This window comes from Actinoallomurus oryzae (assembly GCF_039541955.1).
Classification (GTDB): domain Bacteria; phylum Actinomycetota; class Actinomycetes; order Streptosporangiales; family Streptosporangiaceae; genus Actinoallomurus; species Actinoallomurus oryzae.
In genome coordinates this window covers 1-24,409 of record NZ_BAABHF010000068.1, presented here as the reverse complement: position 1 = coordinate 24,409, position 24,409 = coordinate 1, and the positions used below count along the sequence as shown (strand labels likewise).

25 protein-coding genes, 1 pseudogene and 2 riboswitches are annotated in these 24,409 nt (G+C 69.3%); of the genes and pseudogenes, 11 read left to right on the top strand and 15 right to left on the bottom strand.

Annotated features, from left to right (window positions below; translation table 11 throughout):
- The first annotated feature begins 436 nt into the window (after window positions 1-436).
- On the top strand, window positions 437-1,681 hold the full coding sequence (locus ABEA10_RS49190) for a PP2C family protein-serine/threonine phosphatase (RefSeq protein WP_345475620.1): 1,245 nt from the start codon (window positions 437-439) through the stop codon (window positions 1,679-1,681).
- A gap of 290 nt (window positions 1,682-1,971) precedes the next feature.
- Here ABEA10_RS49190 and ABEA10_RS49185 read toward each other — a convergent pair whose 3' ends face one another.
- On the bottom strand, window positions 1,972-3,081 hold the full coding sequence (locus ABEA10_RS49185) for a fatty acid desaturase family protein (protein ID WP_345475619.1): 1,110 nt from the start codon (window positions 3,079-3,081) through the stop codon (window positions 1,972-1,974).
- Between the two features lie 13 nt (window positions 3,082-3,094).
- Window positions 3,095-4,183, bottom strand: coding sequence for a ferredoxin reductase (locus ABEA10_RS49180; RefSeq protein ID WP_345475618.1), 1,089 nt, complete (start codon window positions 4,181-4,183; stop codon window positions 3,095-3,097).
- 343 nt (window positions 4,184-4,526) lie between these two features.
- Here ABEA10_RS49180 and ABEA10_RS49175 point away from each other — a divergent pair, with 343 nt between their 5' ends.
- From ABEA10_RS49175 to ABEA10_RS49160, 4 genes are all read left to right on the top strand, one after another.
- On the top strand, window positions 4,527-5,243 hold the full coding sequence (locus ABEA10_RS49175) for a DUF5994 family protein (RefSeq protein ID WP_345475617.1): 717 nt from the start codon (window positions 4,527-4,529) through the stop codon (window positions 5,241-5,243).
- Between the two features lie 90 nt (window positions 5,244-5,333).
- Entirely contained in the window at window positions 5,334-5,720 is a 387-nt protein-coding gene (locus ABEA10_RS49170) for a BlaI/MecI/CopY family transcriptional regulator (RefSeq protein WP_345475616.1), read from the top strand.
- On the top strand, window positions 5,717-6,643 hold the full coding sequence (locus tag ABEA10_RS49165; protein ID WP_345475615.1) for a M56 family metallopeptidase: 927 nt from the start codon (window positions 5,717-5,719) through the stop codon (window positions 6,641-6,643). The genes ABEA10_RS49170 and ABEA10_RS49165 overlap by 4 nt, the downstream gene beginning before the upstream one ends.
- Before the next feature lie 164 nt (window positions 6,644-6,807).
- Window positions 6,808-6,941: riboswitch (cyclic di-AMP (ydaO/yuaA leader) on the top strand.
- 53 nt (window positions 6,942-6,994) lie between these two features.
- The gene (locus ABEA10_RS49160) at window positions 6,995-7,942 is read left to right on the top strand and encodes a C40 family peptidase (protein WP_345475614.1); all 948 of its coding nucleotides are present in this window, start codon (window positions 6,995-6,997) and stop codon (window positions 7,940-7,942) included.
- Window positions 7,943-7,979: 37 nt separating this feature from the next.
- Here ABEA10_RS49160 and ABEA10_RS49155 read toward each other — a convergent pair whose 3' ends face one another.
- From ABEA10_RS49155 to ABEA10_RS49145, 3 genes are all read right to left on the bottom strand, one after another.
- A complete protein-coding gene (locus ABEA10_RS49155; protein ID WP_345475613.1) occupies window positions 7,980-9,125 on the bottom strand; it encodes a hypothetical protein in 1,146 nt (381 codons plus the stop codon).
- 7 nt (window positions 9,126-9,132) lie between these two features.
- Window positions 9,133-10,113, bottom strand: coding sequence for a CHAP domain-containing protein (locus tag ABEA10_RS49150; protein WP_345475612.1), 981 nt, complete (start codon window positions 10,111-10,113; stop codon window positions 9,133-9,135).
- Window positions 10,113-10,256: riboswitch (cyclic di-AMP (ydaO/yuaA leader) on the bottom strand. It overlaps the preceding gene by 1 nt.
- 212 nt (window positions 10,257-10,468) lie before the next feature.
- On the bottom strand, window positions 10,469-11,365 hold the full coding sequence (locus ABEA10_RS49145; RefSeq protein ID WP_345475611.1) for a cation diffusion facilitator family transporter: 897 nt from the start codon (window positions 11,363-11,365) through the stop codon (window positions 10,469-10,471).
- Window positions 11,366-11,463: 98 nt separating this feature from the next.
- On the opposite strand from ABEA10_RS49145, the gene ABEA10_RS49140 reads away from it, so the two are divergent.
- Together ABEA10_RS49140 and ABEA10_RS49135 are read left to right on the top strand one after the other, a co-directional pair.
- Window positions 11,464-11,835: an ArsR/SmtB family transcription factor gene (locus ABEA10_RS49140; protein ID WP_329246285.1), complete on the top strand. Its 372-nt coding sequence runs from the start codon at window positions 11,464-11,466 to the stop codon at window positions 11,833-11,835.
- Window positions 11,836-11,961: 126 nt separating this feature from the next.
- Window positions 11,962-13,026 carry a glycosyltransferase gene (locus ABEA10_RS49135; protein ID WP_345475610.1) on the top strand — a complete coding sequence of 355 codons (1,065 nt, stop codon included), beginning with the start codon at window positions 11,962-11,964 and terminating at the stop codon, window positions 13,024-13,026.
- 168 nt (window positions 13,027-13,194) lie between these two features.
- Here ABEA10_RS49135 and ABEA10_RS49130 read toward each other — a convergent pair whose 3' ends face one another.
- Both ABEA10_RS49130 and ABEA10_RS49125 read right to left on the bottom strand, forming a co-directional pair.
- Complete coding sequence (locus tag ABEA10_RS49130; protein WP_345475609.1) at window positions 13,195-14,490, bottom strand: cation efflux transmembrane domain-containing protein; 1,296 nt, start codon at window positions 14,488-14,490, stop codon at window positions 13,195-13,197.
- A gap of 108 nt (window positions 14,491-14,598) precedes the next feature.
- On the bottom strand, window positions 14,599-15,186 hold the full coding sequence (locus ABEA10_RS49125; RefSeq protein WP_345475608.1) for a DivIVA domain-containing protein: 588 nt from the start codon (window positions 15,184-15,186) through the stop codon (window positions 14,599-14,601).
- 278 nt (window positions 15,187-15,464) lie between these two features.
- Here ABEA10_RS49125 and ABEA10_RS49120 point away from each other — a divergent pair, with 278 nt between their 5' ends.
- From ABEA10_RS49120 to ABEA10_RS49110, 3 genes are all read left to right on the top strand, one after another.
- Complete coding sequence (locus ABEA10_RS49120; RefSeq protein WP_345475607.1) at window positions 15,465-15,863, top strand: BlaI/MecI/CopY family transcriptional regulator; 399 nt, start codon at window positions 15,465-15,467, stop codon at window positions 15,861-15,863.
- Complete coding sequence (locus ABEA10_RS49115) at window positions 15,860-16,789, top strand: M56 family metallopeptidase (protein ID WP_345475606.1); 930 nt, start codon at window positions 15,860-15,862, stop codon at window positions 16,787-16,789. The genes ABEA10_RS49120 and ABEA10_RS49115 overlap by 4 nt, the downstream gene beginning before the upstream one ends.
- A gap of 91 nt (window positions 16,790-16,880) precedes the next feature.
- On the top strand, window positions 16,881-17,912 hold the full coding sequence (locus ABEA10_RS49110; RefSeq protein ID WP_345475605.1) for a cation diffusion facilitator family transporter: 1,032 nt from the start codon (window positions 16,881-16,883) through the stop codon (window positions 17,910-17,912).
- On the opposite strand, the gene ABEA10_RS49105 is transcribed toward ABEA10_RS49110, so the two are convergent.
- The 6 genes from ABEA10_RS49105 to ABEA10_RS49080 all read right to left on the bottom strand — a co-directional run bounded on the left by ABEA10_RS49105 (window position 17,909) and on the right by ABEA10_RS49080 (window position 22,009).
- Entirely contained in the window at window positions 17,909-18,619 is a 711-nt protein-coding gene (locus ABEA10_RS49105) for a cation efflux transmembrane domain-containing protein (protein WP_345475604.1), read from the bottom strand. The genes ABEA10_RS49110 and ABEA10_RS49105 overlap by 4 nt on opposite strands.
- Window positions 18,616-18,990: an ArsR/SmtB family transcription factor gene (locus tag ABEA10_RS49100; protein ID WP_345475603.1), complete on the bottom strand. Its 375-nt coding sequence runs from the start codon at window positions 18,988-18,990 to the stop codon at window positions 18,616-18,618. The genes ABEA10_RS49105 and ABEA10_RS49100 overlap by 4 nt, the downstream gene beginning before the upstream one ends.
- Before the next feature lie 179 nt (window positions 18,991-19,169).
- On the bottom strand, window positions 19,170-19,769 hold the full coding sequence (locus ABEA10_RS49095) for an AbrB family transcriptional regulator (protein ID WP_345475602.1): 600 nt from the start codon (window positions 19,767-19,769) through the stop codon (window positions 19,170-19,172).
- The gene (locus ABEA10_RS49090; RefSeq protein WP_345475601.1) at window positions 19,766-20,389 is read right to left on the bottom strand and encodes a DsbA family protein; all 624 of its coding nucleotides are present in this window, start codon (window positions 20,387-20,389) and stop codon (window positions 19,766-19,768) included. The genes ABEA10_RS49095 and ABEA10_RS49090 overlap by 4 nt, the downstream gene beginning before the upstream one ends.
- Before the next feature lie 625 nt (window positions 20,390-21,014).
- Window positions 21,015-21,761: a sulfite exporter TauE/SafE family protein gene (locus ABEA10_RS49085; RefSeq protein WP_345475600.1), complete on the bottom strand. Its 747-nt coding sequence runs from the start codon at window positions 21,759-21,761 to the stop codon at window positions 21,015-21,017.
- Entirely contained in the window at window positions 21,758-22,009 is a 252-nt protein-coding gene (locus ABEA10_RS49080; protein WP_345475599.1) for an MBL fold metallo-hydrolase, read from the bottom strand. Before ABEA10_RS49080 ends, ABEA10_RS49085 begins: the two co-directional genes overlap by 4 nt.
- Window positions 22,010-22,270: 261 nt before the next feature.
- Here ABEA10_RS49080 and ABEA10_RS49075 point away from each other — a divergent pair.
- Window positions 22,271-22,456 (top strand): annotated as a pseudogene (locus tag ABEA10_RS49075) (metal-sensitive transcriptional regulator); the annotation flags it as partial.
- Between the two features lie 50 nt (window positions 22,457-22,506).
- Here the strand turns inward: ABEA10_RS49075 and ABEA10_RS49070 are convergent.
- Together ABEA10_RS49070 and ABEA10_RS49065 are read right to left on the bottom strand one after the other, a co-directional pair.
- Window positions 22,507-23,385: a cytochrome c biogenesis CcdA family protein gene (locus ABEA10_RS49070; protein WP_345475598.1), complete on the bottom strand. Its 879-nt coding sequence runs from the start codon at window positions 23,383-23,385 to the stop codon at window positions 22,507-22,509.
- A 121-nt stretch (window positions 23,386-23,506) separates the two neighbouring features.
- Window positions 23,507-23,995, bottom strand: a complete 489-nt coding sequence (locus tag ABEA10_RS49065; RefSeq protein ID WP_345475597.1) for a GNAT family N-acetyltransferase — start codon at window positions 23,993-23,995, stop codon at window positions 23,507-23,509.
- Window positions 23,996-24,409 lie beyond the last annotated feature (414 nt).

The following is a 24,409-nucleotide window of genomic DNA, read 5'->3' as shown; positions in this document are numbered from 1 at the left end:
CGCGAAAGAAAGGTCGACTTGTAAGAGACCGGGGCGACGCCAACTCTGCTGTCAGCGTGCGGAAAGTCCTCGGCTGTGATCGACCCTACCTCACACGGGCATGATCAGCCTGCTAGGGGAACTCGCGCACAGAGGGTGCCCGGACGGCTCATCTCCTCGAATGCCGACGTCCCCCAGAGCCATTGGTCCGCCGTCGGGCACACCAGAGCACCGTCCCCAAAGAACCATCGCCCTCCCCCGGCAGTGTGTCCCCACGGTGTCCACAACCACGTTACGCTGAGTCGCCGCCACCAGGACTCCCCTACGAACGCCGTCCATCCGACCCGGAAAGGCTGCTTGGTGAGCTGACCGCCGGGGACGATGCCGGGAGAGGGCAGGAGCCGCGCCGCAGCCGGCCTTCGCCACGCGGCGACCGGCCGGAGAGACGAGGGCGAGCATGACAGGACTCGAGGGTCCGTCCGGCAGGGTCATGGCGGGTCGCTCGGAGAGGTTCGCCGAGCGGCTGCTCGACGCGTTGCTCGATCGGGCTCGTGAGCTACCGCCGCAGCTGATCGCCCCGCTCGTCGCGGAGGAGGTGCACAGGCTCGGCGGCAGGGCCGTCTCGATCCTCCTGCAGGACTATGACCAGCTGACGCTCGCGCCCCTCCCAGGCCGGGGGCTCTTGGCCGGCGAACCCGAGAGGATCGATGGTTCCCCGGCCGGCGACGCTTTTCTCCGGGCGACCCTCGTCGAAGAATCTCTGGCCGACGGCGTGCGGATGTTCATGCCGCTCCTGGGCGGCGGCGAAAAGGTGGGGGTTCTGGCTCTTACCCTCGACACCGTCGACGACGGCGACCGGCGGTTGTTGCGGCGGCTCGCCGGTCTGGTCGCCGACATGTTGGTCACCAAGAGCAGCTACACGGATCAGTTCTTCCGGGCCCGGCGCCGCGAGCAGATGAGCGTGGCCGCCGAGATCCAGTGGTCGCTGCTGCCCCCGTTGACCATGATCACCCCTCAGGTGGCGGTGGCCGGCATCCTCGAGCCCGCCTATGACGTCGCCGGCGACAGCTTCGACTACGCCCTCAACGACGACATCTTGCACGTCGCCGTCATCGATGCGATGGGGCATGGCCTGAACGCGGCCGTGCTGGCCACCGTCGCCATCGGCGCCTACCGGCATGCCAGACGCGCCGGCGTCGGGCTGGCGGAGCTGTACGGATTCATGGACGCGGCCATCGACGAGCAGTTCGGACCCGACCAGTTCGTCACGGCGCAGATGATGCGCCTGGATGTCCGATCAGGCCGGCTGCAGTGGGTCAACGCCGGCCACCCGGCGCCGCTCCTGATCCGCGGCCAACGGGTCGTCCAGGCACTGGGAGGGCCGGGAACGTTGCCGGTCGGCTTCGGCGGCGACCAGCCGCAGATCAGCGAGCAGGTTCTCCAGCGAGATGACCGGATCCTGCTGTTCACCGACGGCCTCATCGAGGAACATGAGACCGGCGGCGAGCAGTTCGGCGAGGAACGCCTCATCGACTTCATCAACGCCGCCGGGCACATCGGCGAGAGCGCACAGGAGATGGTCCGGGGACTCTCCCACGCCCTCATGCGCGCACGCGGCGGGATCACCAGCGACGACGCGACCCTTTTCCTGATCGAATGGCGTGGGGGCACCACCGACCACCTCACCACGCGGGACGCCTGACCGGTCTTCGGACACCGCGGGCGACCGCCGGGCAGCGGATATGTCACGCTGAGTAACTCACCGCTCCGCACGAGGAGGCACACATGTCGGGCGTCCTGGACGACTTCCATTGTCAGCTGGTTCGAGCAGTCGCCGAGGCGGCATACGCCGGTGGCGCCCGGCTGATCGCGCGAACCGTGAGGACGGCGACTGGCATTGGGTGACCGGGCCGGTATAGGACGATAACTCCAGATTCGCACATCGCCGGACTCGGCTCCAACGACGGTGGAGAGCCTTCCGCAGCGGGTGTTTCAGCCGACCGCCTGAAGATCCGGAGCTGGTTGTGTCGCGTGTTCGGGTCGGCGCCTGGGGCCTGGGAGAGCCAGCCGCAGGATGCGCTTGTAGACCGAGCCGGTCTGCCTGGTCAGTGAGCCGGAGGTGTACGGGAGACCGAATCGTTCGCACAGGGCGCGGATTCGTGGCGCGATCTCGGCGTACCGGTTGCTGGGCAGGTCGGGGAACAGGTGGTGTTCGATCTGGTGGCTTAGATTGCCGCTCATCAGGTGCAGGAGGCGGCCGCCGTCGATGTTGCAGGAGCCGCGCAGCTGGCGGACGTACCACTGTCCGCGGGTCTCGCCGTCGAGTTGGTCCTCGGTGAAGACCTCGGCCCCTTCGGGGAAGTGGCCGCAGAAGATGATGGTGTGCGCCCATACGTTGCGGGTCAGGTTCGCGGTGAGGTTTCCGAGCAGGACGGGGAGGAACGCGGGGCCGGCCAGCAGGGGGAACGCGAGATAGTCCTTGGTGAACTGGCGTCCTACCTTGCCCGCGATGGCGCGCAGCTGGGTCATGGCCTCCTTCGGGCTCTTGTCCCCGGTGGGTATGCGTTCGACTTCCAGGTCGTACAGCGCGATGCCGTATTCGAACACTCCCGCGAGCAGGAGGTTGTAGATCGGCTGGAGGAGGTAGACCGGATGCCAGGGCTGCTCGGGACTGACCCGCAGGAGCGAGTAGCCGATGTCGCGGTCCTTGCCGAGCACGTTCGTCCAGGTGTGGTGCACGAAGTTGTGGGAGTGCTTCCACTGGTCGGCCGGAGACACGACGTCCCACTCCCACGTCGTGGAGTGGATCTTCGGGTCGCGCATCCAGTCCCACTGCCCGTGCAGGACGTTATGGCCGATCTCCATGTTCTCCAGGATCTTCGCGGCGGCCAGCGCGGTGGTTCCGGCCAGCCAGGCGGGCGGCAGCCAGGACGCGAACAGCAGGACACGGCCGCCGATCTCCAGTTTGCGCTGGATCGCGATGACGCCTCGGATGTACCGTGCGTCTTCGTCTCCGAGGCTCGCGATGACCTCCTCACGGATGCGGTCCAGCTCTCGTCCGAACTCCTCGACGTCAGCCCGGCTGAGTGCGGTGGTCGGCATGATCCTCCTTGCGTCAGAGCTCGATCTGGACGGGGCCGGTGGCGGCTGACACACACGTCTGGATAAGGTCGCCCGGCTCGCCGTGGACCTGACCCGTGCGCAGGTCACGGACCCGCCCCGAGATCAGCCGCCCCACACAGCTGTGGCAGATCCCCATCCGGCAGCCGCTCGGCATCAGCACCCCCGCCTCCTCCCCCGCGACCAGCAACGGCGTACCGCCCTCGGCGTCGGCCTGTCGGCCGCTCTTGGTGAACCGGATCCGGCCGCCCGTCCCGACCGCCGCCGGGGCGGACGAGCGGAATCGCTCGACGTGGAGCCGGTCGGCCGATCCCGCCCAGTGCTCTTCAGCCTCTTCGAGCATTCCCGCCGGCCCGCATACCCAGGCCGTGCGCTCGGCCCAGTCCGGGCACAGGCCCGGCAGATCAGCGGGCCTGAGACGTCCCCCGGTTCGCGTGTGCCGCTCGTACAGACGCAGATTCGCGAAACGCGCCGCCAGCGCCCGCAGTTCCGCGCCGAAGATGACGTCATCCGGCGTGGGCGCGGAGTGCACCAGGACCACGTCAGGCACATCTTGACGCGGCGCAGCGGCTCCAGCCTCCGTACCACCCCGTACGTCCGCGCCGGTCAAGAGGCCGTGCAGCATCGCCCGTACGGGCGTGATGCCACTGCCTGCCGTCAGGAACAGCAGCCGCGGCGGAGGCGGTTCCGGGAGGACGAAGTCACCCTCCGGCCCGGCCAGATGGACGAACGTGCCAGGCCGTGTCCGCCGCACCAGATAGCGGGAGACCAGCCCGTCCGGGACGGCCTTGACGGTGATCGTGAGTCGCCCGTCGCGACGTGGCGGACTGGACAGTGAATAGGTCCGCCAGTGACGCACCGCCTCGATATCGATCCCGATCCGAACCCACTGACCCGGCCTGTGCCCCGCCCAGGTACGGCCGGGACGGATCACCAGCGTCGCCGCGTCCGCGGCCTCAGGCCGGATCGCCTCGACCCGGCCCCGCAGCTCCTGCCCACACCAGAGCGGGTTCACCAGCGCGAGGTAATCATCCGGCAGCAACGGCGTGGTCAGCGATCGTACGACGCGCGCCAGCCCTCTCATGCCGGCCGACCGGACCACGGAGCAAGACGCCGTCCAAGAACGGCCCTGGGGAACACGGGCGCGCACGACCTCCGCCCGGCCCCACCCCTCGATCGGACCAGCTCCCATGACGGCCTCGTACCCAGGCGTAGAGGCCCGACAACGGCCGGCATGTCGATGGCTTTTTGGGCGAAATTTGAGCGCGAGTATTCCAATACGGTTCCCAGAGCGCACCCAAGACGAGATCGGGGCGTCCGTTCAGAGACGGAGCGTTTTTCTGGAGTAGGCTGAGGTCACCGAGGGCACTTCGTGCGCTGATGGCCAAGTTGACGCCGTCCTGGGCGAACGAAAATCCGGCTTCCTCGTGGAGGCCGAGGACAGGGCCGATACCATGGCACCGCGCGCTGATGATCAAATAGACGCTCTTTCTCCGGATATTCCCCAGTCGTCGAATCTGAGGCTGGATCCTGCGCTCGGACGCCTGGGAATTCTCGGCGGCGGCTGGTGGCCACGCTCCCGCAACGCGAGGATCGAGCTGCCGATTCTCATCTCATCGCTGAACGGCAGGATCGGTTCGGTCCTGCGTCTCGGCGTCGATGCCCGCGACTGGGACGACATTCCGCGCCGCATCATCGTCGGTGGGCATGTCGTACGGGTGGGATGGTTCGCCGACTTGAACCACAAGATCATCGTGACCCGTGGTCCGCAAGATCACGTCTTCTTGCTGGTCGTACCACCCCACGCCTCGCCAACCGCTGCGAAGTCCGCGCTGGCAATGGCGTCCATCGGCAAGCACAGCGGCGCGCCCGAGGAGATTCTCATCGCCTCCGGCATCCAGCACGACGGCAAGGCCAATCCACTCCGGGCGACCTCAGCCGATCACCACCCATGTGAACCAACACCACACACCGCGGCATCCGACGCCGTACTCCCCGTAAGCGAGGACACCCCGCGAGACGAGACAAGTCAGATCGACCGCCGACTCGACGACGGCGAAACATCCCGTACTCCTCAGCACAACGCCGGCGCCGACCCCACTGCCGACCAGGACGGGCCGCCCCGTTCCCGCGCCACTTTTTGACTCGTACCTTCGCTCCAAAACGTCCTAACCTGTGTAGGAAGGGACAACGATGGGCCGTACCGCGAGGCGGGCCAGTGACGGAGGTGGCTGATGCCGATCGCAGGGCCTCTCGAACGCGCGATCATGGAGGCGTTGTGGGACTCGGACCGGCCGCTTCTCATCCGTGAGTTGCTGGTGCCCGTCAACGCGGGCGCGCCGAAGCCGTCGGCTTACACGACGGTGCAGACCGTGGCCGACCGGCTCGTGCAGAAAGGGCTGCTGACGCGCGCGCTGGACCGGAACGCCTGGCGGTACGCGCCGACGCGCAGCCGCGAGGAACATGTCGCCGGGGTGATGGCCGAGGCGCTGGCCGGTGCACCGGATCGCGGGCCGGTCCTGGCGCGGTTCGTGGAGACGATCGACCCTCAGGACGCACACCGGCTCTTGATCGAGTTGGCGCAGCGGTCGGCTCCGTCCGGCGAGGGCCGGCGTCCGTGATTCTGCTCGGGGGGCTCGGCCTGATCGTCCTGGTGCTGGGCATCGGCGCCGGACCGCTGCTGAGTGAAAGCGCCTGGAGCCATCGGCTGCCCAAGGCCGCCGCCTTCGCGTGGGCGGGAGTGCTGGCCGGCGCCATCGCCGCCGCCGTGGGCATGGTCGCGGTCGTCTCGGCGGGACACCACGGGCTGGGACATCGTGTCGCGGAGTGGCTGGTGAACTGCTGGCACCATCATGAGGGCGGTGGCGCCAGGTGGTACGTGCTCAACGCGTTGCTGCTCGGCGCGACGCTCGCCGCGGTGTACGTGTCGGCGCGCCGCTACCGGCATACGCTCCTGCAGCGGCGGCGGCATCACGAGGCTCTGCAGTTCATCGTCCGCGCGTCGAGTGAACTGGACGATGTCTGCGTACTCGACCATCCCGTCCCGGTCGCCTACTGCGTCCCCGCGCGGACCCGGCTGATCGTGGTGAGCAGTGGCGCGCTCGACCGGTTGGAAGACGGCGAGCTCCAGGCGGTACTCGCGCACGAGCGAGCGCACCTGCGCCACCGTCATCACGTCATCCTCACGGTGGTCGACTCGCTGGCCGCCGCGCTCGCCTGGCTGCCGACTTTCCGCGCCGCGCGCCGTGACCTGCCGCTGCTGCTGGAGATGACCGCGGACGAGATCGCCGCCCGCCGCTGGGGTCGCGCGACGGTGGCGGCGGCCCTACGGAAGCTCGCCATCTCACCGAGCCCGGCCGGAGGTCTGGCCGCCGGCGGTTCTGATCATTCGCAGTTGGACAAGCGGCTCGCCAGACTCGAGACCTCGCCCCCCGCCGACGACGCACAGGTTCGGCGCCTGACGAGGATCACCGCGATGACCTCCATCGCCGTGCCGCTCCTCATCTCCGCCGCCTGGATCTCCGCGACTCCCCTGCTGTGCTGAAGCTCCACCCCCACAAGTCCTCCTACGCTTCTTAGTAATCACCCCCGCCCGACTTGTCGCTGTCTGCGGTGGATGGCACCCAAAAACGCGAGACGAGTGGCATGCGACATCGTGATCTCCTACACTCCGTCAGAGAGTCGGTTGTCCCTTGCTTCACACGAAGCTCAGCCGACCCGCCGAATCCCCTTCAAAGGGAACCGGGAACCCGAGTTCCTGGGGTGAATCCGCGCCGCGCCGCGGTAGGGCGACTCCGGCCCGAACCCGACAGCTAACCCGGTAGGCGTCAAGGAGAGGAGATCCCCCGTGGCGACCTCGTGCTCGCGATATCGGCGATCCGGCCGCTTCGCAGGCTTGGCGGCTTTCGCGGTCACCGCCACTCTGCTCGCGCCCGCGCCCAGTGCCGACGCCGCACCCAAGCCGTCGGTCGCCGCGACGAAGAAGAAGCTGGCGAAGCTCAACAGTCAGGTCGACAAGCTCGTCGACAAGTACAACAAGGCCAAAACCCAGCTCGACGCGGCCAAGAAGGAACTGAAGGTTCTGAACGGCCAGGTCACCGCCGAGGAACGCACCTACAAGAGCATGCACACGCGGGTGGCGCAGATCGCGGCGGCGGCCTACAAGAACGGGACTTTGGACTACACCACGTCCCTGCTGGCCGCGCAGGATCCGAACGCCGCATTGAGCCAGATGTCGGCGTTCACCCAGCTGTCCAGCGGCCGAAGCCAGGAGCTCAAGGCGTTCGTCAACTCGGCCCAGCGCCTCCGCCGCGAGCAGGCCATGGCGCAGTACGCCCTCCAGGTCGTCCAGAAGCACACCGAGAGCGTGAAGAAGCAGAAGACGACCGTTGAGAAGGCGATCAACCAGCAGAAGAAACTCCTACGCGAAGCCGGAGTGCTGGGTGGCCCTGGAGGTCCGATCGGCGGGACCTACACCGGTCCCGCCTCGGGCCCGCCGCGTAAAGCCCTCGAATACGCCTATGCCCAGCTCGGCAAGCCCTACATCTACGGCGGCACCGGCCCGAAGGGCTATGACTGCTCCGGCCTGACCATGATGTCCTGGCGCGCCGCCGGCGTCAGCCTCCCCCGCGTCGTCCCCGACCAGTACGCCGCCACCCGCCATGTCGCCAAGTCGGACCTGCAGCCCGGCGACCTGGTCTACTTCGACAACCTCGGTCACGAGGGCATGTACGTCGGCGGCGGCAGGTTCATCCACGCCCCCCACACCGGCAGCGTCGTGAAGTTCGACAGCATGTCCAACCCCTGGTACGTCTCGCACTACGTGGGCGCCAGCCGGCCCTGACAGATCTCGCACAGATGGCCCGGCAAGCCGGCTTGCCTCATCCGACCGCGGCGTCGGCGGGTACGAACACCGACACGACGATCCGGCCCCCTTGGCCATGCCCCTCGCCGAGCGCGTCGAAGGTGAAGTGCTCCATCGGCAGCAGGTGGGTGCCGCCGATCGTGACGGGCCTGCGCACCTCGTACACCGCCGGCCAGGGACACCGGTAGAGGCATCCGAGCCGCTCGCCGGTCCGGTCGGTGGCGAAGACGATCGCGCCCGTCCGGAACGCCGCGTCGATCTGCGCCTGCACCCGGACGGTCGCCCCCGGCCGCGGGTTCGCGGCCCACATCTTCTCGACCGCCGCGCGCGCCGATGGACGTGAGCGCCACAGTGTGCGCCGACCCGGGTCGGTGAGAGACCAGATGTCGGTCCTCGACGGACCGCGGGCGACGAGCGAGACCACGGTGGTGGGGTCTCGGGCGTCGAGCAGGGCGGGCATCGCGGCGACCTGGCCGAAGAGGAACAGCATCCGGAGCGCGTACCGCAGATAGGCGGCGGTCATCGCCGACCATGACGGTTCATCGAGGTCCGGCTGTTCCGTGTACTCGATCGCCGCGGCGGCGTTGTCGAGTAGCCAGCGAAGCCAGAACAGATCCTCCTCATCCCCGACCGGCGCCCGGACATGGTCCGCCAGGGTGGAGCCGGCCCGTGCGTGAACCGCCCGGAGGGCTGCCGCCATCGCGGTCGACAGGGGATAAGGACCGTACGTCCGGTTCGGCCACCCCGGCGGCTCGGCCGGAAGGTGCACCCGCTCTTCGACCCGGTACGAGGCGTCGGCCGCGGCATGGGCGGCCTGGGACATCCAGCGGCCCGCCGGACCCAGGAACGCCAGTATCCGAGCCGACGCCTCGGGGCGTACGGCGCCGAGAGAGCGAACCCGCACCGCGTCGAGCAAGTGCTCCCCGACCATCTGCAGGACGTAGGCGTTCCATACCGCCAGCAGCCGACCCGCGAAGTCAGGCGGGAACCGACGCGGTGCCGTACGTCCATGGAGAAGTTCACGGCGCAGGCGCTCCGCGTCATCCAGCTCCCGGCGGACGAGCCGCCCCGCGGACCGGTACTCCTCGAAGGTCCGCAGGGGCAACCCACCCTCCAGGGGCCGGACCGCGCGGATCGGCGCGGCGGACGGTTTCCTGCCCACTCGGCTCCTACATACCGGCCATCGCGGACGCGCGCTCCGACGGGCGAGCGCTCGCCATCACCGAGTGCATCGAGTCCCAGAACGCCAGTTCTTCATCCTCCTCCAGGCCGGAGATCCTCCCCCAGAACTCGCGATCTTCCGCTTGGGCCGCCGCCTCGGCCGTGAAGGCCGGCATCACCGCCGTACCGACGTCGGCCTCGTCGAGGTGCGCCGGAGTCATCTCGGCGGGGAGCTCCACCGGCCTGCGGTGGTGCTTCCCGCGCTTGCGGAGCTGAACGCCGGACGCGGGGACCGGCACCTTCACCCTGGACCTGGCGATCGCCAGCGTGGCCGTACCGAACACCACGACGGCCAGCAACCCGGTCAGCATCCCGCTCTGGTCGACCAACGGCTGCTCCGGCGCCGCGTGAGAAGTCTGCGCCACCTGCTGCTGCGCCCCGACGTCCCCGACGATCTCCCGCGGCGACAGCGCCGGTGCCGAGTGCTTCGGCTGGTACTTCTGCTCCGTCCCCGGTACGGGCTTGCCCTTCACCTTGACCTTGGCGGGATAGCCGAAGCCGACGACCTGGCTGACGTCGCGATCGGCGCGTCCGAGCTTGTTGTTGTGGTTCGCCTCGATGGTGGTGAGCTTATCGCCGTGGACCTTCTCCACGATCCCGACATGTTCGATGTCGCCGATGCTCTTGCCGCCCGAGAAGGAGAAGAACACGATGGCGCCCGGCTCAGGCTTGTGGCCCCACGCGTGGTGCTTCTGGAACCAGCTCGCGTGATCGGGCGTGGAGGCGAACTCCCCCGTCCAGTCCTCGACGCCCGCCTTGTCGGCGGCCCAGGCGAGGAACATGTCACACCACGGCGCGGTGTCGTAGCCGCCGCCGTGGGCGACGTGCTCGCCGTACCAGTTCCCGTACTTGGTGTAGCCGCTGCTCTTTTCGCTGTAGCCGAGCTCGGCCCTGGCGATGTGCAGCAGTTTCTGGCCTACCGGATCCATATCTCTCCCTCACCCGCCGACCGGGTTAGCTGACGGGTTCGGGCCAGGAGAAGCCCTACCGCACACGGCGGATTCACCCCAAAGACATGGGTCCCCGGCTCCAACGACGCTGGCGGCGCCACCGGATTAGGCGTCCGGGCCCCGCCTTCGGATGAAGACATGCCACAGCCCGGCTACGACGCAACGTAGTAGAGACCGTAATCAAACACAACATCAGCCCCAAAAGCGACATTCGTTAACGCCCAGTACGGAACCCTCATCTGGTCCGGATCCTGTACGCGGCAGGGCGGAGGAACAGGCGGTGTGCGAGGTGACACCGCAGTTGCTCCTACGGAGGTTAGGAGATTTCGGCGGGTCAGGCCGTCGCGGCCGTGGAATGAGCGTGGGCGTGCACCAGGCCCGCCGCCGGAACCGCGGCCCGTACGCTCTCCTCGACGGAGGCGTTGATCCGATCCGCGTCGGCGAGGTTGAGACCGTCGCCGAGACCGGTCTCGACCTCGAGCGCCAGCGTGCGGCCCATCCAGCGTCCGCGGACCTCGGCCGACCGCACTCCGGGCACCCGCGCGGCCGCGGCCTTGGCGGCGTCAAGGTCATCGGGGTCGACGCCGTCCATCAGGCGGTGGACCATCTCGCGGGTGACCTCCACGCCGACATGGCAGATGAACAATGTGACGGCGAAGCCGGCGATCGGGTCGCCCCACCGGTATCCGGCGACGACGAGCGCCAGCCCGATCAGCGCTCCGACGGAGGAGATGGCGTCCAGCCACGAGTGCCTGGCGTCGGCGATCAATGTCGCGGACCGGATACGCCGCCCGACCTTCAGCTTGTAGCGGGCCACCAGCTGGTTGCCCACGATGCCGATGGCCGCACCGGCCATGCCGACGGCCGGATGACTCGTGGGCGCCGCGTCGAGCAGCTTCCGCACGCTCTCGTACCCGGCGAACAGCGCACTGAGCCAGATCACCAGCGCCACGCCCAGCCCGGACAGGTCCTCGGCACGCTCATACCCGTACGGATAGCGGGCGGTCGGGGGCCGACGTGAGATCCAGAACCCGGCGAACACCACCGCCGAGGTGGACACATCGGACAGGTTGTGCAGCCCGTCACCGAGCAGGGCGACCGATCCGGTCACCAAGGCCAGGGCCAGTTCGACCACCGCGGTGATCGCGAGCCCGGCCGCCGACACCGCCATGGCGCGGTTGGCCGCACGCCGGTCGGCGGCGTCGTCTCGTACGGTCTCCAGCATGCTCATGACAGGGCGACTCCCCGGGGTCTCTCCGACGTGCCCGGCCATTATAGGAGAATATGTGAATACCTGTTCACCTGTTGACGCGCGGTAGCATCGCCGTCATGGGACACGGCGTGGACGGGCGAACGACCCCCGCCGCCCAGATCGACCTTCAAACCGCCAAGACGGTCGCCGAGACGATGCAGGCCCTCGCCACACCGAGCCGGCTGCTCATCATGGCCCGGCTCCGCCAGGGCCCCTGCCCGGTCGGCGAACTCGCCGACGCGGTCGGCATGGAACGCTCGGCGGTCTCACACCAGCTCCGCCACCTGCGCCACCTCGGCCTCGTCACCGGCGACCGGCAAGGACGCAGCATCGTCTACCGCCTCTACGACGACCACGTCGCCGCCCTGCTCGACGAGGCCGTCTACCACATCGAACACCGCCGACTCGGCGCGACCGACCAGCCCCCGGCGGCGAACCTGACCGGATGATCACCACTGTGAGCGCAGCTTCGCCGGGGCCGGCCCGCTGCGGCGGGCGACCTCGGCGATGTCGAGCAACTCGACCATGCCGCTCCCGTTGACTTGAACCGTGCTTCAAGTGCCAGCCTTGCGGTCATGACAGACGTACTGCTCGTAGCACGCGACGGCGGCGGCACCGCATCGGCCGAGATCCGGGTGGCCCGACGTCTGGTCGCACACGGCCACCGGGTACGGGTCGCGGGGTCGCCGACCATCGCTCACCTGGCATCCGGACTGGACTTCCACCCCATCGGGGACACTGACCCGACACCGCTCGCCAAGCACCTGAGCGACCGGCTCGACGGTGCCGACATCGTGGTGGCGGACTGTATGTTGTACGGCGCGCTGATCGCCGCCACCGTCGGCGACGTACCGTCCGCCGCGCTGATGCCGACCGTCTACCTGGCCGACCGGCGGGTCGGCTCGACGATGGCCGCGCAGCCGAAGTGGGGACGGGTCCGGGCCGCGATCAACGACGCCCGTCGTGGTTTCGGCCTGCCCGAGGTCGCCTCGGTCACCGACCAGATCCTTGCCGCCGACCGGGTCCTCGTGCTCACCAGCCGCGCTTTCGAACTGCCGGACGTACGGCCGCCGGCCCACGTCACCTACGTCGGCCCGCAACTCGACGACATCCCGCCCGGCGACTGGCGGCCACAGTGGACGGACAAACCGCTGGTGCTCGTGAGTTTGAGCACCAGCGACCAGGGCCAGGTCGAGCTGCTGCACCGGCTGCTGGCCGCGCTCGGGCAACTGCCGGTACGCGCACTGGTCACCGTCGGCCCGGCGGTCGACCCCGCCCGCTTCGACCCGCCGGACAACAGCACCGTGGAACGCTTCGTGCCGCACTCGGCCGTCCTCCCGCACGCCGCACTGGTGGTCACCCACGCCGGCCACGGCACAGTCATGGCAGCGCTGCGTGCCGGAGTACCGCTGGTGTGCGTGCCGATGGGACGCGACCAACACGACGTCGCCGCGCGGGTCCGCCACCACGGCGTGGGCGTCGGCGTCACCGCCGACGCCCACGTGCCCGCGCTGACCGGCACCATCCAGCAGGTTCTGGCCGATCCGGGCTACACCGAGGCCGCTCAGCGCATGGCCACCGCGATCACCGCTGAAGACCCCGACCGGGTCGTTGATTCGATCGTCGCAGCGGCCGGTTAGAACCGGCTGGTTCGGTGAGGGATGCTTCGGCGACGTGGGCGCCTGCGAAAGCCACCTCCGACATGAAGTCAACCGGACACATTGCCGACGGTGGGGAGACGCAGGAAGGACCGGCACACCAAGATCACTGTCGCCGAGGCGCCCCGACCGGGTGGCCGGGCACCGATCTCACCCGGCACCAGCGCGCTCGGAGCGGCCTGGAGAAAAATCCGGCCGGTCTCGCGGATGAGACCCCAGCCCGCCTTCAGCATGAGCATCGCCACCACCAGCGTCGCGACGGCGTCCGCCCGCGCGAACCCCGTCGTCATGACCACCAGTGGTCAGCGCCGTCGTCAGGACCCAGCGCCCTTCGACCTCCGGCGACTCGATCAGGCGTGCGATCGCCTCGTAGCAGAACAGGGCGCCCAGGACCAGCAGAGTGACGACGTTGAGCTGCGGCGACAGGATCTCGGCGCGTTTGAGCCCGTAGGTGAAGCCGCCGCGCGCCGGCCGGGCGGCCAGCCGCATCGCCGTCGGCCGGTCCGTCGGCCGGTCCGTCGGTCGGCCTCGCCGAGGCGCGCCACGCGGCCGCGTCCGCGGAACGCTCCGCGCCGGTGACGGAGCGAGGTGTACCGGCTGGGTTCGTGTCCGCGCCGGGCCTGCGTTCTCGCTCGTGTGGGCGACCACGATGAGCGCGCCGACCGTGATCGCGCCGAGTCCGGCGATGGTCACCTGTCGTCTTGAGAGGCGCCCGCCGGCCTGCTTGCTCGCGGCGAGTTTCAGGCCCACGACCGCCGTGCGTGTCAGTACGCCCGAGATGATGCTGAGCAGGATCGGCACGACCTTGCCGGGAATGGGGTGGATGGTCGCCGCGAGCACCCCGACGGCGGGTGCGACGCAGGCCACCACCAGCCAAGGAGCGAGACGTTGCTTGGCCATGTCCAACAGCGCCGCGAGCGCCAGGCCTTCGCTCGCCGAGTGCACCATGAGTGCGACGACGACCACGACCGACGCCGTGAGCGCCAAGGTCGCCCCCTCGATCGCCCGGTGCGTCGTCAGGGCCGCCGCCGTGCCCATCCCGCTGAACAACGCCGTGTCGACCGCCTGTTTGAGGCGGCGGTGGCGACCCGGTGCGTGCCGGCCCGCCGTCTTGTCCGAGTCCGCCTCGCAGCCGCACCCCTTGCGGGTGAAGTAGGTGATCACGAGGAAGCCGACCGCGGCGGCGACGGCGATCGCCCACCACGGCACGCCGGTCTCCGACGCCTCCCGCCAGGCGTCCGGCAGCAGGTCGGTCATCGCGATGACCAGCATCGTCGCGGACGCGATCGCCAGCCAGACGACCACCCGCGCCGAGTTGCGCCGGGCCAGCCACGCCCCCGCGAGGCTGGAGACCGACACCAGGCCGACCGCGATCCAGGCCTCGTAGCCGGGGCTCCGGCCGCGCTCGATGACGTTGATCGCCTCGATCCCCTGCGCTAGATACACCGGTGACACCTCCTCCTGAAGCCGGCCGCCGGGGGGATCGGGCACGGCGAGACGTACGGACGGCGGGACTTCGTCGTCCGATGAGACGGATCTGCTCAGGGCGGCCCGTTAAGGGACGTCGCCGCTCGGGCGCGTATCCGGTGCCGGGCCTGTTGGCGGACCGAGGTCGGCGGCGTGGGCCGTTCTCTTCTCGAGCTCGGTCAGCAGAGCGCGTAGCCGGTGGATCTGGTCCTGCAGTTCTTCTCGGATGCGGCCGCCGTAGGTGAGGGCTTCGCGCTGGGTCGCCTCGGCACGGTCGCGAGCGTCGGCGATGATGTCGCCGGCCTGCTCCTTGGCCATCGCGACCGCGCGGTCGGCGACCTCCTGGGCCAAGGCGATGATCTGCGGGGCGCTGCCATCCGCCGGCGAGCGCGCCGGGCGCCGCTTGAGCTCCGTGTTCTCCCGAAGGATCAGCTCCAAGGTGGCCTCGACCTGGTCGAGGAAACCGTCCACCTGAGCCATGTCGTAGCCCTCGCGGACTCGTACGGTGGCGAAGACCTTGTTGCGCACGTCGGCGGGGGTGAGCAGCCGGCCGTCGGTGGGCAGGTGCAGAACCGGCGCCGTCTCGGCGTGTGGATGGGGATGATCGTGTTCCGCATGGGCTCCGTAGGCTTCGCCTTGTGGCGGGTCAAGGCCGCTGTCGCCCGTGGAACGCATGGGCAGTCTCCTTCTGACGCCGTGGCTGGTCCGTCTCCGCAAGGCGCGGTCGGCCCGTTACCGTCGACTGAACCTTTGTTTGCACACGGAGAGTTGCCCTCCTACTTCCTGTAGTAACCATGACCGAGCGGATACCTCTCTCGGAGCAGACAGTGAGCGGGATGTCACCCGGGTCGGCCGACCCTGAGGTCCTAAAATCCGTAGGAGAACCAGCGGGCGGATATCGGTGTCGTCGGTGCGAGTGGAGACGAGCCGTACGATCGGAACGGGGGTTGCCGATGGCGATCGCGGGTCCCTTGGAACGCGTGATCATGGAAGCGCTGTGGGACGCCGACGAACCCCTGCTCCTGCGCGCGGTGATGGAACGCATCAACGCCGGCGCGGGCAAGCCCTCGGCGTACACGACCGTGCAGACCGTCGCTGACCGGCTGGTCCAGAAGGGGTTCCTCGTCCGAACCCCGGACCGCAACGCCTTTCGCTACGCACCGACCCGCAGCCGCGAGGAGCACGTCGCCGAGATCATGGTCGATGCGCTGGCCGGAGTGAGTGATCGAGGACCGGCCCTCGCCCGCTTCGCCCAGACGATCGACCCTCAGGACGCCCACCGGCTGCTGCTCGAACTGGCACAGCGCTCGCGACCGCTACGTTCGTCCTCGGCCGGGGACCGCGAACGATGATCTCAATCGCCGCTCTGGCGACGGTCAGCATCCTGCTCGGAGGCGCGGCCGGCCCCGTGCTGGCTCGCAGCCGCTGGCCGCTCCGGCTGCCGGGCGTGGCGATGGCGGCATGGCTCGGGACGCTGGCCGCGACGCTCGCCGCGCTGTCCGGCCTGGTGGCCATGGCGCTGTTCGACAGACCCGGCTTGGGCCATCACGTGATCGAGTGGCTGCTGAGCTATCTCAAGCATCACAAATATCCCAGCAGCGACACCACGTACCTGATGAGCGTGCTTCCTCTCGCAGCGGCGACCATCCTCGCCATGATCGCGGCGAGACGCTATCGCCGTACCGTCACCCTGCGTCGGCACCACCGCGAGGCACTCGACTTCGTGACCCAGCCGTCGCACGATTTCCCGGACGTCCGCCTCATCGACCACCCGGTGCCCGTCGTGTACTGCCTGCCCGAGCGCGAACGGCAGATCGTCATGAGCAGCGGCGCGCTCCACCGTCTCGACGCCACCGAACTGCGTGCCGCCCTCAGTCACGAACGCGCCCATCTCGGCAAGCGCCATCACCTGATCCTGACTCTCGTCGACGCCGCGGGCACGGCGCTCGCCTGGCTGCCCAGCTTCCGCGCAGCCTGCGACCACCTGCCTCCGCTGGCCGAGATGGCCGCCGACGACGAGGCGGCCCGAAACAGCGGTCCGGACGTCGTCGCCGCGGCCCTGCGGAAACTCGCCATATCGCCGTGTCCGGCCGGCGGACTCGCCGCCGGTCCGGCCGATCGGTCCGTGCTCACGCAGCGACTGGCCCGCCTCGAAGGCGGAACGACACCGCATGGAACATACGTCCACCTGCTGAGCCGGACGGCGATCGCGCTCTCGGTCGCCATCCCGGTGGTGGTCTGTGCCGCCTGGGCCGACGCGATTCCGCTTTTCTGCTGAACGAGGCCGCCACGCTCCTAGACCTTGTAGGAGGTTTCCACGCGCCGGCGGCCGCTGACCCCCGAACAAGCCCCTAGCGCGGAGACAGCGAATGACCACCCATGACCCGCAGGACGCCCCCCACGCTCACGGTGATCACGACAACGCCGACGAGGGGCACGCGGGACACTCCCACGGCGTGAGCGCGGACGCCGACCGGCGGTGGCTGGCCGGCGCTCTCACGTTGATCGTCGCCTACATGGCGGGCGAGGTGATCGTCGGTCTGGTCGCGCACTCCCTGGCGCTGATCTCCGACGCGGCGCACATGCTCACCGACGCCGCCTCGATCGTGCTCGCTCTGGTAGCGATGCGGCTCGCCGCCAAGCCCGCGCAGGGCAGCTACACGTACGGGCTGAAGCGCACCGAGATCCTCTCGGCCCAGGCCAACGGAATCAGCCTGCTGCTGTTGTCGATCTGGCTGGCGTACGAGGCGATCCGGCGGCTGATCGAGCCGCCCGCCGTCACCGGCGGGCTCGTGCTCGGCACCGCGCTGGTCGGCATCGTGATCAACGTCGGCGCCGCCTGGATGATCTCGCGCGCGAACCGCACCAGCCTCAACGTCGAAGGCGCGTTCCAGCACATCCTCACCGACCTGTACGCCTTCATCGCCACTGCCATCGCCGGCCTGGCCATGGTGTTCACCGGCTTCGCCCGGGCCGACGCGATGGCCTCCCTCGCCGTCGTCGCCCTCATGCTCAAGGCCGGCCATGGACTCGTCCGCGAGTCCGGACGGATCTTCCTCGAGGCCGCTCCCACCGGACTTCCACCCGAGGCGATCGGCCGGGCAATGGCCGCCCGCCCGCACGTGGCCGAGATCCACGACCTGCACATCTGGCAGATCACCTCCGGCATGCCCGCCGCCTCCGCACACGTTCTGGTCGCCGACGGCGAGGACTGCCACGCCGTACGCGCCGACCTGGAAGCAGTCCTCGCCGAGGCATACAAGATCACTCACACGACGCTCCAGGTCGACCACGCTCCCACCCCGGCAGCGGCGGGAGGCGCCGGCCCAGAGCACTGTGAGGACTCCCACGGCCCGATCCACCGTCCTGCCGGATCAGTCACCGGGCCGGAAGTCGGCTAGGAGCAGCAGCCGCAGCCGGGCCCGCAGGTGCCGCGCTCGGACGAGGTGGCGGCCTCGGTCCCCGGGCGTGGCACGGGCGCACAGCAGCTCTCGCCGCGCCAGGCCTCGCGGCCTTCCTTGACGGCGACGGCGGCGATGACCAGGGCGGCGATGGGATCGGCCCAGTACCAGCCGAGCAGCATGTTGAGCCCGAGCCCGACCAGGAGCACCGCGGACAGGTAGGTGCACAGCAGGGTCTGCTTGGAGTCGGCGACCGCGGTGACCGAGCCGAGCTCGCGACCCGCGCGGCGCTGAGCGTACGACAGGGCCGGCATGATCACCAGCGACAGGGCGGCCAGGACCAGCCCGGCGGTTGAATGCTCGGCATGCCCGGCACCGGCCAGGGTCCGGACGGCATCGACGGTCACGTAGACGGCGAGCGCGAAGAACGAGATCGCGATGATGTGCAGCGCCCGGCGCTCACGACGCTCGATGGTCGCGTGGTCGCGCGCGGAGAACTGCCAGGCGACCGCGGCGGCCGAGGCCACCTCGATGACCGAGTCGAGCCCGAACGCCACCAACGCCGCGGAGGAGGCGACCGTACCGGCGGTGACCGCGACGACGGCCTCGACGACGTTGTAGCTGATGGTCGCGGCCACGAGCCGCCGCACCCGGCGCGCGAGCACGTCGCGGCGGGCCGACGCCAGATCGATCGCCGATGCGGTCATGACAGCCCCTTCGCCGAGACCGCCGTGCCGTACGTGGGGCACAGCGCGACGGCACGGTCGGTGGCGGTCAGCAGGTGTTCGGCCGAACGCAGCAGACCCGGCAACTCCGGCGTGGCGATGAAGTAGAAGGACTGCCGGCCCTCGGCGCGATAGTCCACCAGCTTGCAACCTCGCAGGCAGGCCAGATGCTTGGACACCGTGGACTGCGCCAACCCCAGACGGCGCGTCAGGTCCACCACCCGCGCCTCGCCGCGACCCAACTGCCGCAGGATCGACAGCCGCGCCGGGTCACCCAGCGAGCGGAACAGCGCGGCGGCCGGCGCGAGGTCGTCCAGCACCTCATCCATTCCAAATTCGGAATCAATCGCCATCAGTCGATGGTAACTCCAGTACCGCCGTGTCGGCTGGACCTTGGCGCGGCGGAGGTTCGCCTGGCGAGATGGCCCCGGGCAGAGACGCCGGCGATCGACGCACTCGGCAGGGGCGGCCTGGTGTTCCACACGCCGGACTCGACCCCACGGCCGCCAAGCGAGCCGGCCGACCACTGGCTTCAGTCGTGCCCGCGTTCGTCTGGCCGGTCCTGCCACCGCGCCGCCAGGCGGATGAGAAGCGGGGCGAGCAACACCATGCAGAACAGGCGGATGCTCTGCACGCCGGAGACCAACGGAACGTCGGCCTGGGAGGCCGCGGCGGTGGCGGCGATCAGAGCCACGCGCAGGTATTGCATGATGGCGACCAGCCGCGCGTCGGCGCGCATACCCTCCGCGCAGGCGACCGCTGCCGCCGAGCCTCCCGCGATCATGCCGAGCAGGGCCGTCGGACGGTCGAGCCGGGCGACCCCGGCCAACAGCGCCGCCGCCGCCAGGCTGACTACTGGTGCCGACGACTCGGCAAGGCCGGCGCGTTCGGCGAAGTGTTCCTGGCGTTCCACGCCGGCGGTCCCGGTGAACAGGCGTCCCACGTCGGCGCTGCCTTCCTTGGCGGCGTGCTCGCCCCACAGGGTGCACTTGGCGTATGCGGTCGCCTCGCCGTGCATCGCGGTGTCGAGGTCGGTCTTGGTCTGTTCGGAGCCGACCTTGGGCGCGCCGGCTGGGACCGTGGGCGGGCCGCCACTCGCCGTGCCCGGGCTGCCCGCGTGGGCACAGGTCAACGCTCGCTGCGGGCCTTTTCGATGGCCGCCACGAAGGTCTTCAGCGACTGATCACCGAAGAGAAGGGTGCCGTTGATCAAGAAGGCCGGGGTGCCGGACATGCCGAGCGCCTCGGCAAATCCCATCTCGCTCCGCACCTGCGCCCGGGTTCCCGGGTCTCGACGGTCGGCGTCGAACCGGGACATGTTCAGGCCCAGCCGTTGTGCGATGCCGCGGAGATAAGCATCGTCCAGGTGGCCGCTGTTCTCGGGGAACCGGTGCGCGTACAGAGCGTCGTGGTAAGGCCAGAATTTGCCCTGCCGGGCCGCGGCCCGTGCGGCGATCGCCGCACGCTCGGACTCCTTGCCGATCCACGGGTAGTCCCGCCAAATGAACCGGACGACGCCCGCACCGACGTACCGGCGGCGCAGCTCAGGCTCGGTGCGGCGCGCGAAGGACGCGCAGTGCGGGCACTGGAAGTCGCCGAACTCTTCTACGGTGACCGGCGCGGAGTTCGATCCCAGCCACAGCGCCGGATCGCTCTTCGGTGGGGCGGGGCCGGTGACTGTGGGGGTGCCGCCCGTGGGACGTGGCGTGGCCGCACCCGTCGAGCCGTACGTCGGGGTCGGGGCGGTGCTCACCGACCGTTTCGACGATGACCCTCCGGTAAGGCCGACCAGCGCCAGAACCGCCAGCACCGCGATCACCGCAGCGGCCGACACCAGCACCCTGGCTCGTGAACCCGGCCGAGGCGTGATCCGATCGATCAGCCTCACCGACCACGCCCGTGTTCACCGGCACCGAGCGCTGTCAGCGGTTCAGCGCATAGTCCCGTCGAGTCCTCCAGCACCACACAAAAATACCCGTGGGAGCACCGCCGACGCCCCGGGGTGGCCGCTGCGGGCTCGGCCGGCGGGTTGTCGCTCTCAGCCGCGCAGAGTGTTCAGGGGGAATGCAGGTCGAATGCTGCGTCGGCGCGCCGGTTGTACGGGAGCTTGGCGAGTAATGCCGCAGGTGTTGGTCAGGGCGGAGAACACCAGGCCGCCGCCGACGGCTGCCGAGGCCCACGGATGCCGGGCACGATGAGGTCGGCGAGGAGTCCGAGTACGACCAGCGCGCACATCGATGACCGTGAGGTCGTCCAGGCGGGGATGCAACTGCTGCGGCGTCATCGCCGGGTTCATCGGTCAAGGACCTTTCTGGATCCATCAGTGGTGGCGTGGGCCCGACCGTTCAGGGTCGTTCCCCCACGCGGTGGTGGCGGTCTTAGTGCAGGGCGTCGATGAGCATGAGGGCGGCGATGGCCAGCAGCGTGATGCCGAAGACCTTCTGCAGAGTGCGACCGGAAATTCTCTTCACCCAGCGTTCGCCGCCCCAGGCCCCGAGGACGGCCGTGCCGGTGAACGGCCCGACGATCGCCCAGCCGACGGCGCCGGTACCCCCCAGCCGGGGAAGAAGAGCGGCCAGGGCGTTGGCGCTGATCACCAGCAGACTCGTGCCGATCGCCTCGCCCATGGGGAAGGCCAGGACAGACACCAGTGCCGGGACGGCCAGGAAGCCGCCACCGACCCCGAGCAGGCCGGTGACCGCGCCGAGACCGGCGCCCGCCGCGGTGGCCTTACCCAGCCCGGCCGCGGCACTCGGCACCGTGGCGGCTCCGGGGATGAGCATGCGCCCGGCGGCCAGGCCTGCGAGCAGGGCGAATGCCACGGTGAGCAGCGCACCGGGAAGTTTCACGGACACCGCTCCGGCGGCGGCCGCCGCCGGCAGCCCGGCGGTGGCGAACATGGTGCCGGTGCGCCAACGGACTCGTCCGGCCCTGGCGTGAGCGATCAGCCCGGTCAGGGAGGTCGCCGCGACGATCAGCAGGCTGGCGGTCGTGGCCTGGGAGGGGCTGAACCGCAGCAGGTAGATCAGGGCGGGGATGGCGAGCATGCTCCCTCCGCCGCCCAGGCCCCCCAGCGCCAGGCCGACCACACTGCCTGCGATGAGCGCCAGGATGAGCGTGGTCACATGACCTGCCCTTGGCCGGTACGGACGGGCAGGTCCGCCTGCGCCCAGGCCGGCGTGCCGCCGGTGACGTAGTCGTTGTGCAGATGGGTCTCCACCACGTGCGTGATCCGCATCCCGCGCCGGGCCGCCACGGCCATGACCCGATCGATGTCCCGGGGTGGGTCCACCGCCACCGCGGCAGTTCGCCCGCCGGGCAGGTAGCCGCGATTGCCCAGGCCTTTCAAGACCAGCGTCTCGACGAAGTACATGCTCTCCCCCTTCCCCGAATACCCAAGGGGGGTATCTTGCGTTTTAGGCGGAACATATATCCGGGGGGTTTTGCGGAACATGAGGACTGTCTTCGGGCAAGCCTGATGACGAGGGCGGTCGCGGCAACGTAAGTCTCCGCGCGAGACCATCCACCCTCCGCGATGCGCACGCTCCGCCCGCTCACAACCGCAGGCGCTCATCTACGGGAGGCCTATACCCCCGGGGGCACCGCGGATAGACGTTGGATCTTGGAGGTGCCCATGGGCGGAGAAGAAGAGGCGATGAACGCGGTGCTCAACCGCCTACGCCGTGCCCAGGGCCAGTTGGCCGGAGTCATCGCGATGATCGAGGCCGGGCGTGACTGCAAGGATGTGGTGACCCAGCTCGCCGCGGTCTCCCGCGCTCTGGACCGCGCCGGCTTCAAGATCGTAGCCACCGGCATGCGTCGTCCATAGCGAGCGGTGCCCACGGCGCTATCACCACACGAAGCTCCGGTTCATCCACCCTCTTCGTCTCCTTCCGGCAGGCCGCCCGGAGAGCGGGGTTCGGCCACGACGGCCCGTCGCCACCGCCAGACCGCTAGCGTCACGGTGACGACCGCCGCCACGAGCAGTACCAGCCAGTCCGGCACCCGCAGACCTGTGATCCACTGCTGCGCCGCCATCTCTGTGGACGTGGTGTCACTCAGACCGAAAGCGCCCGTGATGCCGGCGGTGCCGTCGTAGACCAGGAACAGCGCGCCGACCCCGACGAACAGCAGCCCGGAAACCAGCATCGTGCTGTGCACGTGGAACGGGCCGATACGAAAGGCCTTTCCGCGCAGCCACCGGCGCCCGCCGAGACGGAAACGGTCCCACAGCAGCGCCAGGACGAACATCGGAGCCGCCATCCCCAGCGCGTACACCGCCAGCAGCGCACCTCCGCGCAACGGCTTCCCGCCCACCGCGGCGACAGTGAGCACAGCCCCGAGGATGGGCCCGGAGCAGAACCCGGCCAGCCCGTACGCGGCGCCGAGGCCGACCACCGACACCGAACCGCCCCGACCCGCCATTCGCCGCTGCAACCGCGTCGCCGGCCCGAACGCGAACCCACCGCCGAGGATCTGGACCGCCCCGAAGCCGACGATCAGCCAGCCCGCGACGACGATCACCGCCTCACGATGGCCGTAGAACAGCGACGCCGCGGCCGACGATCCCATGCCCAGCGGAACCAGCGTGATCAGCAGGCCGAGGTAGAACAGGACCGTACGTCCCATGAGCTGTGAGGTGCGCTGGAAGGCGTAGGCGAAGAACGACGGCAACAGCAACGCGCTGCAGGGGCTGATGAGCGCCAGCACGCCGCCCAAAAGAGCCGCCAGGTAGCCGACGTCGGGCATGCCGTCCTACGCTGCCTTCCGCTCGTCGATCGCCTTCGCGAAGACCGCCTCGGGCCGGGCACCCATGATCGGCGTTCGGCCGGCAAGGACGGGATAGGACCCCTTCATCCGATCGCAGGGTTCAGGAGGCGGCCGTACGGATCGGCTTACGCATCCGGATCAGTGGAACGGGTGTGCCGCCGGCGGCGTCCTCGACGTGCTCGATCGGCACGAACCCGGCGGCTTCGTATAGCGGCCGGCCTGACAAGGTGGCCATGAGCTCAAGCGAGGCGAACCCTTCGGCAGCGGCGGCGGCTTCACACCGGGAGAGGATCAGCCGGCCAACGCCTCGACGGGTGAAGGCGGGGTGGGTGTACATCGCCCGGACCTTGGCGGGGTCCCGACGGGGATCCAGAAACGCCGGGTCCCGACCGCTGGAGTGATCGCCCCCGTACAGCGTTGCCCGGCGGCTCCAGCCGCCGCATCCAGCGACCTGCTCGTCGATTTCGACCACGAAGTACGTCCCGTCGTCAACGAGCTGGGTATCGATACCCATGATCGATCGGCTCGACTCGATCTGTGCGTCGTCGAGAAACCCCTTCTGCAGCTCGCCGATGGCGGCGGCGACCAAGGGCAGGAGCGTAGGCACGTCCTCGCGGCGAGCGAGACGACTCGTCAAAGCCATGGCCCTCAGTGTGCAGCCTCGTCAGGCCGTCGTCCAAACATCGCACTACGCCCCAGCGAGGAGTACCGCACCCCCACCGACGAGCCGATGACAGGCTCGCCAAGATCGATAGGCACACGCCCGCCCACCACGCCGTTGGAAGGATCCGTGCATGATCGAATCGGACTGGCTGAACACCACGGACCGCTTCGTGCCCGGCGCGGAGCTATTCCGCTCCGACCGAGCGAACACGACCAGCTCACCTACCGCGGGTTCCTCGCCGTGTCGCAGGCCGGTTCGGCCGGGCTCGGCGTGAGCGGACGGGGGAGGGATCATGACGCATGCACGCGATGGTGCCCTGACAGTAGGGTCTGGTTAGCG